The sequence below is a fragment of the Thermaerobacillus caldiproteolyticus genome (assembly GCF_013761245.1).
Taxonomy (GTDB): domain Bacteria; phylum Bacillota; class Bacilli; order Bacillales; family Anoxybacillaceae; genus Thermaerobacillus; species Thermaerobacillus caldiproteolyticus.
Genome location: NZ_JACDUT010000002.1, coordinates 357436 through 367926 on the forward strand (window position 1 = coordinate 357436; position 10491 = coordinate 367926).

Annotated in this window: 17 protein-coding genes and 2 pseudogenes; all 19 read right to left on the reverse strand. The window is 39.8% G+C overall.

Going from position 1 to position 10491, the window contains the following annotated elements; translation table 11 throughout:
• Positions 1-10 precede the first annotated feature (10 nt).
• Positions 11-154: a hypothetical protein gene (locus HNR31_RS05300; protein ID WP_181555252.1), complete on the reverse strand. Its 144-nt coding sequence runs from the start codon at positions 152-154 to the stop codon at positions 11-13.
• A 23-nt stretch (positions 155-177) separates the two neighbouring features.
• Positions 178-510, reverse strand: coding sequence for a phage tail assembly chaperone G (gene gpG, locus HNR31_RS05305; protein WP_181555219.1), 333 nt, complete (start codon positions 508-510; stop codon positions 178-180).
• Between the two features lie 60 nt (positions 511-570).
• Positions 571-1146: a major tail protein gene (locus HNR31_RS05310; RefSeq protein ID WP_181555220.1), complete on the reverse strand. Its 576-nt coding sequence runs from the start codon at positions 1144-1146 to the stop codon at positions 571-573.
• An 11-nt stretch (positions 1147-1157) separates the two neighbouring features.
• Positions 1158-1526: a tail completion protein gp17 gene (gp17, locus tag HNR31_RS05315; protein ID WP_181555221.1), complete on the reverse strand. Its 369-nt coding sequence runs from the start codon at positions 1524-1526 to the stop codon at positions 1158-1160.
• Positions 1527-1539: 13 nt separating this feature from the next.
• On the reverse strand, positions 1540-1926 hold the full coding sequence (locus HNR31_RS05320) for an HK97-gp10 family putative phage morphogenesis protein (protein ID WP_181555222.1): 387 nt from the start codon (positions 1924-1926) through the stop codon (positions 1540-1542).
• Positions 1919-2254 carry a phage head closure protein gene (locus HNR31_RS05325; protein WP_258561014.1) on the reverse strand — a complete coding sequence of 112 codons (336 nt, stop codon included), beginning with the start codon at positions 2252-2254 and terminating at the stop codon, positions 1919-1921. Before HNR31_RS05325 ends, HNR31_RS05320 begins: the two co-directional genes overlap by 8 nt.
• A complete protein-coding gene (locus HNR31_RS05330) occupies positions 2232-2432 on the reverse strand; it encodes a hypothetical protein (RefSeq protein WP_181555224.1) in 201 nt (66 codons plus the stop codon). Before HNR31_RS05330 ends, HNR31_RS05325 begins: the two co-directional genes overlap by 23 nt.
• Positions 2429-2722, reverse strand: coding sequence for a head-tail connector protein (locus HNR31_RS05335; protein WP_181555225.1), 294 nt, complete (start codon positions 2720-2722; stop codon positions 2429-2431). Before HNR31_RS05335 ends, HNR31_RS05330 begins: the two co-directional genes overlap by 4 nt.
• Positions 2723-2740: 18 nt before the next feature.
• Positions 2741-3891, reverse strand: a pseudogene (locus HNR31_RS05340) (phage major capsid protein).
• A complete protein-coding gene (locus HNR31_RS05345; RefSeq protein ID WP_181555226.1) occupies positions 3888-4655 on the reverse strand; it encodes a head maturation protease, ClpP-related in 768 nt (255 codons plus the stop codon). The pseudogene HNR31_RS05340 and the gene HNR31_RS05345 overlap by 4 nt, the downstream one beginning before the upstream one ends.
• Before the next feature lies 1 nt (position 4656).
• Positions 4657-4992, reverse strand: a complete 336-nt coding sequence (locus HNR31_RS05350) for a hypothetical protein (protein ID WP_181555227.1) — start codon at positions 4990-4992, stop codon at positions 4657-4659.
• On the reverse strand, positions 4979-6208 hold the full coding sequence (locus HNR31_RS05355) for a phage portal protein (protein WP_181555228.1): 1230 nt from the start codon (positions 6206-6208) through the stop codon (positions 4979-4981). The genes HNR31_RS05350 and HNR31_RS05355 overlap by 14 nt, the downstream gene beginning before the upstream one ends.
• Positions 6209-6229: 21 nt before the next feature.
• The gene (locus HNR31_RS05360) at positions 6230-7945 is read right to left on the reverse strand and encodes a terminase large subunit (protein ID WP_181555229.1); all 1716 of its coding nucleotides are present in this window, start codon (positions 7943-7945) and stop codon (positions 6230-6232) included.
• The gene (locus HNR31_RS05365; protein WP_011230031.1) at positions 7926-8291 is read right to left on the reverse strand and encodes a P27 family phage terminase small subunit; all 366 of its coding nucleotides are present in this window, start codon (positions 8289-8291) and stop codon (positions 7926-7928) included. The genes HNR31_RS05360 and HNR31_RS05365 overlap by 20 nt, the downstream gene beginning before the upstream one ends.
• A gap of 122 nt (positions 8292-8413) precedes the next feature.
• Positions 8414-8770, reverse strand: a pseudogene (locus HNR31_RS05370) (HNH endonuclease).
• The gene (locus HNR31_RS05375; protein ID WP_181555230.1) at positions 8767-9168 is read right to left on the reverse strand and encodes a hypothetical protein; all 402 of its coding nucleotides are present in this window, start codon (positions 9166-9168) and stop codon (positions 8767-8769) included. The pseudogene HNR31_RS05370 and the gene HNR31_RS05375 overlap by 4 nt, the downstream one beginning before the upstream one ends.
• Entirely contained in the window at positions 9158-9445 is a 288-nt protein-coding gene (locus HNR31_RS05380; RefSeq protein ID WP_181555231.1) for a hypothetical protein, read from the reverse strand. Before HNR31_RS05380 ends, HNR31_RS05375 begins: the two co-directional genes overlap by 11 nt.
• Before the next feature lie 49 nt (positions 9446-9494).
• Positions 9495-9800, reverse strand: coding sequence for a hypothetical protein (locus HNR31_RS05385; RefSeq protein WP_181555232.1), 306 nt, complete (start codon positions 9798-9800; stop codon positions 9495-9497).
• Between the two features lie 60 nt (positions 9801-9860).
• Positions 9861-10184: a hypothetical protein gene (locus HNR31_RS05390; RefSeq protein ID WP_181555233.1), complete on the reverse strand. Its 324-nt coding sequence runs from the start codon at positions 10182-10184 to the stop codon at positions 9861-9863.
• Between the last annotated feature and the right edge of the window lie 307 nt (positions 10185-10491).

Sequence of the window (10491 nt, forward strand, 5' to 3'; positions counted from 1 at the left end):
CTCACCTCCCCTAGCCAAGCACTTGATCGATGTAAACCACTTCATCTTTTTTCACTTCCTGTTTTCTGCGCGCTAAAAGTTGCAAATGATAGACAATATCCATGTTATCGATTTGATTTTGTGTGAAGCCGATCTCCAACAATGCGTTATACATGTCGAGAACGGCTTCACGCAAAGTTAGTTTTTTACTTCTTTACTTTCTTCATCTTGTACTAACAGCGCACTAGCTTGTTCAATGTTGCCAATGACATAGTTCACGACCGCAAAGATTGTTTTAATGATCATTCTCGCATCCAGACCTTCTTCCAGCTGATTTACATCAAATTTATTGCCGAAAACATCGCAAACAAATTGAAGGTATTTGTCGAGATCAAATTTTTTGTTATCGGCGGATTCAATTTCTTCTGCAATTTCAGATGCTTGTCTAAACAGTTTCCCGGAGATAAAGGCTGGCGTTACAAAACGTTTGTCTTTTCCGTCTAGCTTTAAAGTGATGGATAATGATTTCATTTGTTTCATCCTCCTTCGAATTTAAAAATTAAAAAAGAGAGAGATGAAAACATCTCCCTCTTACGCTCCTTGATTTAATACAGCGCCTTCATACACCACTTGATCAAACCATTTATTACCTTGCGTGAATTCGGTTCCATCTTCTGCTTGTGCTTTCCAGCGCCCATTGTATTGCAAAGACATAAATTTCAACTTCAATTTTGCCGTTTGTGGAGCCGGTTTTCCTTCTTCCGTTTTACCCTCAATCGGTAGTAGCTCTGGTTTTCCTTTTAAAAGCCAGTAATAGCGATATCCACCGGTTGATACTTTCGCTCGGAACCCAAGAGCTAACTCCATCGTTTCATCATGAATGCTGGCGAACTGAACACCGTTCTCGACTGTATGACCAAAGAGCTTCTGCAGAATGTCAAGTGGAAGATCTGTTGCTTCCATCTCCACATCGATATCCCCGATAGTATTTAATACCGCGTAAGCACTGTTGTCGGCATACACAGTTTCACTTTCAGTCTTTGGATCTACTTTGATACTCACCGCACCTGGTACGGCTTCCGGAGTCGCATATTGAACCCCAGTCGAATCATCTCTGATTAATTCAGTGATATGAAACATATCAAGACCGCTAATGATTTTACCCATGTTCAACACTCCTATCTAAAAATTTTTTGGTATCGCATCGCTTTATGGTACACACTTACATCTTCTTCATACAGATCGACTGAACTGTATCTCGAATACCCTAAAGACTTCATCACCTTATCGACTTCTTTTGCAATCGGCGTTTCTTTTGAGACGGTTGATTCGTTTGTAAAAATACTGATCTGAAATCGTACTTCTGACGTGATTGCTTGGTTATCTGCAAACGAATCGTCAGCATTATTGATTTCTGTATACACGATCCTTGGAAAAGCGTTGACATCTTTCGCTTTTCGATTGTGGAATCCTCCTGTGCAAAGTGAAACTAAGGCTTGATTCGCCTTTAGACCCGCTAATAATTCTGATTTTGCGTCAAAACTCATGGGGATACCCCCTTTAAGCCTTATCAATCATATCCATATACACCTTTTCCATTGCATCCAAAGCCTCTGCTTCACCTTCATCAGCGCCCTTCTCTATGAAGGGATACGGAGGCATTTTGGACGTACCGTATTCCAAAAATTTCGCTCTCCAATCAACCTTTTTATTAGGTCCAACTTCTACAAATTTTCCTTCATCGGTTTCTTTTGGTCTGGAAACGGTGATATTGTCTTGGATATGAGGTTGGTCCTTGCCGCTACGATTGACGTTCTCACGCTGATACTTAGCGATGATTTCTCCGCCCACTTTCAAAGCTTGGTTATCCACCTTGTCTATGTCACCAGCAAGTTTCTCAAAAAACTGCTCCAATTCATCTATTCCATCAAATTCAAAGTTAGCCATTGATACCAACCTCATCGCATATTATTTCAATGTATGACTTTGAATTTTTCGCATAATTAAAGTCCAGGACGTTAAAAATACGGCCATCGCATATAGCTCGCATATCATGCCTCAACTGCTTATTTTCTCGAATGGTGATCTTCCTAGGGGCTCGGATGCCAAGAGCTCCTGCGATCGTAACTTCTGGATTTCTCATGCTGCTGACCCCTTCAATCGCTCCCCACACCGTGAATGCATCCTCATATCCTTCAACCCAGTTGCCTTCGTTGTCTTGAACCTTGGTTTTTCTTTGGAAAGTGATGCGTTTATTCAGTTTCCCGACCGTCATCGACATTCTTACCCTTACCTTTTTTAGTTGTAGTCTGTTTTATCTCATCGCCAAGAAATCCTTTTTGCTGCAATTCTTCTGCGCGCTCTGCATCATTCGTGAAATACATCGAACCTTTCGGATAATACTCTTTTGTAAACTTATCGATAAAATCATTTATGACCGGGTACTGTTTCATGATGTATCACCTCCGTAGGCTTTTAATTTGAGAATAATTGTTGTTAATGATCGTTTTAATGCATCGATATTCATAGACTTGTCGTACTTGTCGTAATCCAATAGAACTTGGATAGCTACTGCTTTCTGATAGAGAGGATAAAGAGAATTTCCCTCTTCTATTTCTGGTACGCCAGAACTCTGCAATTCAACTTTAGCAGCGTCAATAAGAAGAGTGAGGTACGATTCGTCCTCACTCTCATCAATACGCGCATATTGCTTCACAAACTCCATTAACGAAAGGTTTGACATTGTTTCCCCCTCAATCTATTAAGCTTGAGGCGCCACTTTCGCGATTCGGAAAGCCGATTTTAGCTTGATTTGATGATCAAACCAAGCTGTTACCACGAATTGTTCGATACCCGTTTTTACATCTTTATCGCGTTCATATAGCGCCGTTAAATCATAGTTGAAGTGAGAATAAGAAAAATCACCAACGATTGGATAAACGGCAGAATCACAGAATACCACTGGTTTTCCTAAAATTTGTTCCGGTTGTGCCGTATACAGCGTTGCATTTCCATTAGCAAGAGTTTCGATAATATCAGAATAGTCTTGATAGCGCATCACAATTTTGGCATTTTCACGATAGTCTTCATGTAAATCGGCAATTGCGTTCTTAATAGCCTTGTATAAATTTTCTCCAGTTATTTCCTTGATGCCGGAAGCATAGAAAGACATGTGCTCTTCTCCAGCTTTCGGAGTTGTCGCAAACGCGACTTTTTTCTCTTTCGCAGCCACACCGGATTGAAGCGCACGCTCTACATACGTCACAAGATTTGCATCAGAACCATGGATAACAGTCTCCGAAATTCCAGCAAAAACCTTGAATTTATAGCGTCCGAATGTGACAACATCGCCTGTTTGTTCTAATTCTTTTGCTGTTTCAGTATCATTAATGAAGTTGTCATCATCTAAAGAAAAATCTAATTTCGGAATTTCCAGGTTCGTAATCTGCGTTACAGTTGAAAGTTCACGCAACGGATTTTTCACAAATGGTTCTGTTAAGATTTCTGTAGAAAGAGTTTTTGGCAAGAATTTTTCACCGCCGGTAGAGTTACGATCACCAAGAGCTGCGAGAACATCAGCAGGAACTGGTTTTCCCTGCATCGTAGCACGAATCAATTCAGCTTTTGCTTTAATGATACGTTCTTTTGGATCGTCTGCGGAATTTAGATCATTTTTCGCTTCAAATTTTGCTTTTTGCTCTGCTTCTAATGCGTCATGTTGCTGTTTAATGACATCGAAACGCATTTTTAAATCGTCACGAGACTTAAATCGTCACGAGACTTTTGCAACGCTTGAATTTCTTCCATTGTGGCATTCGGATCAATCGCTTTTTCTGCTAACTGATTTTCAACCTTTTGAAGCTGTTGGCCAATCGTAGCCAGATTTTGTTTCAATTCGTAAAGTGTTTTCATCTCATCATTCCTCCTAAAATAGTGTTGATATAAGCTAAATTTGCCTTTGATTCTTCCGCAATTTGCCGTCTTTTTGCCATTTCTTCGGCTGACATGACCGTTTTTTGTTGGTTTTTTTCCTGATTTTTCAGCTGTTTTGGTACGTTTTTGTACCTGTTGAACCATTCATCGCTGATCGACGCGACCGCCTGGCTCGCTTCGAGAACGACGTCGCACAAACCATATTCATATGCCTCGTCAGCTGAAAGCCACGTTTCAGCATCAAGCATCTCTTGAAGCTTCTCGTCATTCAGCTTGTCGCCCGCTTTTTGCAGGTATGTTTGCTTGACGGATTGGCCGATTCTATCCAAATCATCGGCTACTTTCCTCAATTCAGCAGCATTTCCCCATGTAAAAGTCCATGGATTATGGATCATAAGCATTGAATTTTTGTACATATAAATAGTGTCACCAGCCATAGCGATGACACTTGCGATAGACGCAGCCAAAGCATCCACGTAGACATTTATTTTTGCTTTATGTCTTTTTAACATGTTATGGATGGCAATCCCTTCAAATACGCTGCCTCCAGGCGAGTTAATATAAAGATTAATGGTATCAACGTCACCCACTGCATCTAATTCTTTTTTGAAGCTAGCAGCAGAAGTATCTGTTTCATCCCATTGATAGCTAACAATATTACCATAAATAAAAATGTCCGCTGAATTATCACTATCAGCAGACATCTTTATTTCCCAGTATTTATTTTTTTGTACCGTTCCCATTTTATTCATCACCACCTTTCATTGACGGTATATTAGTTATTGGAATTACTAGTCTTGGAAGCTTACTAAAATGTTTTATAAAAGTGATTGCATTCTTATTTTGCCACCAATAACCACATAGAAAAACGATTGAATCAATAAAATTTAAACCATCCATGCTATATACGCTGTTAGATATTGTTCTAATACGCCTTTTCGTCTTCACATGTTCTCTAATACGTTCCTCGTAAAGCTTCGCGCTTTTTAAATTTCCTGAAATGATGAATATATCAGATTCAGGGTTATCATCGAGCGCTCCTTTAACTTTCGTCAAATCAAAACAATCAATCTTGCCCACCTCCCACACCTCCTTTCGATGATGAAGAAGATTTTCTTTGCCTTGGATCCATACTCATCGGATACAAATCACCACTAATCCATAATTTGTCACCTTCTGGTTCTGGCGGTAAATCCTCAAGCTGTCGCACCTCGTTTGGTTTCATCCAACCAGAACGAATCGCCTTGGTGTAGTAATCGGATTGTGCAGCTGTATCACCTCGTAACAAGGCATTTACGTTGAATTTAAAGTAAAAACCAGCCTGTCTTTCGGCTGGTGTAAGCAATTTTCTATTAAATTCTTGCTCATATTGGCGGACAATGGGCATTAATGTAAGCTGAACAAACTCTCTCATCATCTGTTCCATGCTGGAGTAGCTTTGTCCTTCACTGTCATTCAGCATGTGAACTGGAACGTTAAACACATTTGCTACCCGGGAACGGGTAATTCGCTCTGACGTAAAAATATCAGCTGCAATAAACTTTCTTTCAATCGGATCGATTTCTACACCCGGTTCTTGAAACAAAATCCCGCCATTATCCTGATAAAAACGCTTAAAATCTTCAATTATTTGTTTTCGTTTTTCGGTATCCACATTAGCCTGATACTTTAAAATAAACGAATGAGGAGCCCCTTGCATCTCCTTCAAGCTGAACTCACGAACCGCTTTGTCAAAATCGGTTGTGTTTGTCAACACTTTCAATGGATTAATCCCTTTTAGTCCGCCAGCCCCGACAATATGCTTGAAATGTAGCATATCAAGGTTATGAAAGTAGTACGTACCGTTGTTTCCAACCACTTGATACCATAATTCGCCGCTTTCCGTTTCGATGACAGGTTCCACATAGGCCGGGTCTAATGGTGTAATTCGCGCTACCTGTCCACGGATATCACGTTCAATTAGGGCATAAGAGTTTCCGGTTTGATTCCTTATGGTTTCTAATAGCCGAATAAATTCAAACGATGTCATATTCGGATTGGGCGAGTTGATCAGAACATCCGCTGCCTGGTTGGTGGCTAAATCGTAATTTTTATACAGCTTTAACGGCAATGCAGCCAGACTGTTCGACAACCGGGTAATTACACTGAAAATCGTCTCATTGGTAGCCAAAGTTGAATTATCGATACCCCAAAATGTACGGCCAAACCAACGAGAAAAGTCAGATGAAGATGTGTAATTTTTCCATGCTGTTACGGCTGACTTAACTGCAAATTTTAATCGGCTGTACCATTTCAATTTATCACCACCTTTCCTGTTTTATTTGAGCAAGTCACTTAGCGATAGAACACTGATATTTCCATCTCCTTTAGGCGCAGTCATTCTCTTCATGACTTCTGTGTGAGCATTTAGAAACGCAATAAATCCATCTATTTTACGGTAACGGTTCTGTTTCGTCGGCAGCCAGTTTCCATTCCGGTCTTGTATAAGCTTCACGTTATTTAGATACCAACGGAATAGACGATTTTGGTTGTAAATAACCTTTCCGTCTAGTAACAATTCCTTAATATCTTTCATCGCTGGGCTTAAAGTAATGGCTCCTTGACGAACAACTTGTGTTAGAAATCCATAGTTTTTTAGATCTTCTACTAACCGAAACGCATTGGCAGGGTCAAATGTGATAAGGTTGATATTAAATCGCTCCGATTGCTTTACAAACCAATCAAACACATGTTTATAATCGACATAATCACCCGGACAGATGGTAAGCAATCCTTGTTTCTCCCATTCTCGAAAAGGAAGCTTTTCATTATTGAGTTTTACCTTTTTCTCCGGAATGAACGAGTGAGAAAGTACAAAAACCCGCCCGTCATCAAGAGGAAACTCTAAACAAGAGCTTGTGAAATCCTCTGTTTGTGAAAGGTCAAATCCTCCTACACATGAACGACCTTCTAAAGCATTAATGTCTATTATCCCGTCGTTCTTTTTGATGATTTCATAGTCAACAAACGACTGTTCATCTGAACGTACAAAAATATTTAGTCGTTTCGTAATAAAATCATTACGTTCAGCTGGGATATGCTTTCGAGTATTCCACTCTTCGATAAGCGTATCCAAGTCGAGAGTAACTCCAATATTCGGATTCGCTTTAATCCAATTTTTCGGATCTTCAATATCATCGCCTTCATCAACCTCTGCAATAAAATAAAAAGAGCGTTCATCTTCAATGACGCCCTCGAGTACATCTGTTGCTTTGCTGTAATAATCAACTAACGGTCCGTCGAGTTGATAACCAGCCGTAGTGATATAGAGTATTAACGGTTGTTTACGTGCTCCGGTTGAGTTTTTTATCACGTTGATCAATTTATAGTCTTTGCACTCATGAATTTCATCAAAAATAGCAAGGTGAGCATTCAAACCGTCTAGTTTCTCGCTATCGGATGCCTGCGGTTCGATCTTAGAAAAAGTCTTATCATAGTGAATAGCATCTCGAAGCACTCGGAAATGTTTGGACAATAAATGAGACGACCAAATCATTTTCTGGCATTCTTCGAAAATTACTCTTGCTTGTTTCATGCTGTTAGCCAGAAGATAGACGTCTGCTCCTTTTTCTCCATCTTTCGAACACCCGTAATTCGCTAATCCGGATACCATCGTTGATTTTCCGTTTTTTCTCCCAACAAACACAAGACCTTCTTTAAAACGACGAAGACCCGTATCTTTGTGGACCCAACCGTACAAGGAACCAATAATAAAATGCTGCCATGCTTGTGCGACCAGGCTTTGAAAAATTCCTTTTGATGGACGACAAAATGTTTCAATGAATTTAATCGGGCGATGACCTTTTTCTTCGTCAAATATCCAAGGGAATTCTTTCGTGCCTTGTCGTTTTAAATCATTCAGATGCCGTTTGCAAGCTAACTTTACTTTTTTACTTGCAATAATCTTCCCTTTCACCACTTGTTCAGCGTACCAAGTGGTTAGCAGCTTATCTGATGGCTTCGTCAATATGACATTAGAATTTTTCAAAATCATCCACTTCCACCACCTCCGTTACCTTCTTCTCGGAGGCTGGCGTCAATTTCAGCTCGGCTTGGAGCTTCCGTTGCTGTTCAACGATCTTCAGGATCTTGTCAACCGACTTGTTTTCCCGAAACATCTCCTGTGAACCGTTTTTGAAGAGCTCCATAACGCCGCGTTGCTTGATATCCTCCATATGCTCCTGCTTCAGTTGCTCCAGAAGAACCATATTGTCCACGATCATGAGTGTCCGGTCGTTGAGATTGTTCTCCTTCTCCAGTTCTTGAATGAGAATTTGAAACAGCTTCTTTGCCTCTTTATTCTTGATGATCTTCTTTGGTTTAATGGTCTTCATGCTCATCTCACCGCCTCCCTCCCTGTTTTGTACCCCCCTCGCATATGGAGTTTGGCCGCGCTCGAAACGAAGGGCCGCGGCCGGTCTGGAGCCCCTTTGTCCCCACTTTTTGGGGTAGGGGGGATATCTCAATAAACTTCTGGATTGTTCGGCTTTGAATGTATCACCCTGATTTTATTGCTTATTTGCTTCTCCTTTTTACCTGCTGCCTTCTGTCCCTTCTCTGGATGCTCCTCATTGTGACAAGCATTACACAAGCTCTCCAAGTTTTCCGGATCCAATGCTTTCGTCGGATTGTCTTGGAGATGCTCTTTATGGTGAACAACATCAGCTGCCTGAATGATTCCTTTCCTCAAGCAACGCTGACATAGATAGTTATCCCGTTTTAGTACATACTCCCTACACTTACGCTAGGCTGAACTGTTGTAGAATTTCTTTGCTTCTCTATTGCGTTTGTATTTGTCGTAATATTGCTGTTGATTCATCGTCTTCTACACCATATGGAATCATTTGAATTCAGCTTAAACAAATGCTTCAGCTTTGTTTTGAATCTTTGAATAAGCGTTCTCCGGCCACAACCTGATGGAATCCCTAAACATGTGAAGTCCTTTGCTTGTGATAGATCAAAGCCGCAGATATAATTAATCGTGGCTCGTTCAGATTCTTTAAATGGATTGCTTAGCTTAATTGCCTTACAAACCGGTGAACCATTTTCATAATCTCCATACTCAATTTCAATATTAGGCAGTCCAAAATGTTTGTCGTCTTTCGTATGCCAGTCAAACAATACTCTGACCTTACCTTTGATTTCCTCACCTTTATAAAACACACGTGGCACACTTCCGTACTCATCTAATTCAATTACGAGTAATTTATCTTTCATTCTTACACGCCTCCTGTGGACCTACTTCTAAGCGATAACCAGGTCCACCTTCTTCAAAAGATACTTCAATTAATTTGAAGTTATATTTCTCACACGCTTCTTTTACCACAAGCCTTTTCTCTTGTAATTCATTTTCTTTGTGTCTCAACGTTTCTTTTAAACGATATATTTCACCTTCTAGTTTGGGAATTTCCTGCTCTGCTATGTCCCTTATGCACGCAAAAACTGTTTTCTCAAGCGCTCCTAACGTACGTTCATTCATTTCATTTTTCTTCATAGACCCCACTCCTTTTTTTATTCTTGTTCTCCCCAAATAAAAAAGCACCCTAATTGGATGCTTCATATTGTTCCCGTAATCGATTCATTTCTTGTTTGTTCTGCTCGACTAATCCATCTATGCGACGAATGATTTGTTTTACCTTTATCTGATTCGGAGTTGTTCTCGCTTTAGTCCATAACTCATTTATCTTGTCCTGCCTTGCTCTAATCTTTGCATTAGTGTAGAACGAATGATATTCCTGTTTACAGTTAGGACAAATAAAATAAGCCAACTGAATATCACGTTCTATAGTTCTTGTTTGGTAATTGATTTCAAATTCATTCGCGCAGTGATCGCACTTAACGTTAGGCATTGTCTTTACACCTCACAAATAAAAAAGCACTCGGTTATCCGAGTGCCAATGGTAATCAAATTATAAACCTAACTTTTTCGCCATATATCTTTTACCAGCTTCATTCATCATTTCTTTCCAAGAAGAAAAGCGAGTGTTCTCTTTAACATAGTTATCTAATTCAGATTCATTAAGATTCCTAAAATCTTCCTTACTCTTAATATCGAAAGGGCTCTTTTCAAAAAATTCATCGATACTTTTGAATTTGGTAAATGCAGTCATAAAATCCGGGTTAAATAACTCTGGAAAACTTACCTTTCCACTCGCATCTTTTGCTTTCTTTTCAAGATTTTTAAAAAACTTCTGTAAGTCATCAAACCCATCCATTTTGATTTTAATACTCACTTGTCACGCCCCCTTTCGCCCTACTTACTTCGACAAAAGGAGACATTTTCCTGCTACTTTTTACTTAAATTAATCCGTTCTTTTATACATTTTTGTCATACATATATAAATTACAAGCTCCATCATCGCACATCCCCAACCTACTAATACCCCAGTAAGAAAGTCCATTTTATTCACCACTCCAATGCAAAATAAAAACGCCACCCCGATCGTGATATGATCCCCTTATAGTAGACAGAAAAAAGAAAGCCAATTAATCTGTCTACTATGGAGGGGATTTTTCTATGGGGAAAATACGAAAAACCTA

Bases quoted from the DNA above. Each gene is read 5' to 3' on its own strand.
- HNR31_RS05300 (WP_181555252.1), bottom strand. From the start codon at position 154: ATGTATAACGCATTGTTGGAGATCGGCTTCACACAAAATCAAATCGAT.
- gpG (WP_181555219.1), bottom strand. From the start codon at position 510: ATGAAATCATTATCCATCACTTTAAAGCTAGACGGAAAAGACAAACGT.
- HNR31_RS05310 (WP_181555220.1), bottom strand. From the start codon at position 1,146: ATGGGTAAAATCATTAGCGGTCTTGATATGTTTCATATCACTGAATTA.
- gp17 (WP_181555221.1), bottom strand. From the start codon at position 1,526: ATGAGTTTTGACGCAAAATCAGAATTATTAGCGGGTCTAAAGGCGAAT.
- HNR31_RS05320 (WP_181555222.1), bottom strand. From the start codon at position 1,926: ATGGCTAACTTTGAATTTGATGGAATAGATGAATTGGAGCAGTTTTTT.
- HNR31_RS05325 (WP_258561014.1), bottom strand. From the start codon at position 2,254: ATGACGGTCGGGAAACTGAATAAACGCATCACTTTCCAAAGAAAAACC.
- HNR31_RS05330 (WP_181555224.1), bottom strand. From the start codon at position 2,432: ATGAAACAGTACCCGGTCATAAATGATTTTATCGATAAGTTTACAAAA.
- HNR31_RS05335 (WP_181555225.1), bottom strand. From the start codon at position 2,722: ATGTCAAACCTTTCGTTAATGGAGTTTGTGAAGCAATATGCGCGTATT.
- HNR31_RS05345 (WP_181555226.1), bottom strand. From the start codon at position 4,655: ATGGGAACGGTACAAAAAAATAAATACTGGGAAATAAAGATGTCTGCT.
- HNR31_RS05360 (WP_181555229.1), bottom strand. From the start codon at position 7,945: ATGATTTTGAAAAATTCTAATGTCATATTGACGAAGCCATCAGATAAG.
- HNR31_RS05365 (WP_011230031.1), bottom strand. From the start codon at position 8,291: ATGAGCATGAAGACCATTAAACCAAAGAAGATCATCAAGAATAAAGAG.
- HNR31_RS05375 (WP_181555230.1), bottom strand. From the start codon at position 9,168: ATGAAAGATAAATTACTCGTAATTGAATTAGATGAGTACGGAAGTGTG.
- HNR31_RS05380 (WP_181555231.1), bottom strand. From the start codon at position 9,445: ATGAAGAAAAATGAAATGAATGAACGTACGTTAGGAGCGCTTGAGAAA.
- HNR31_RS05385 (WP_181555232.1), bottom strand. From the start codon at position 9,800: ATGCCTAACGTTAAGTGCGATCACTGCGCGAATGAATTTGAAATCAAT.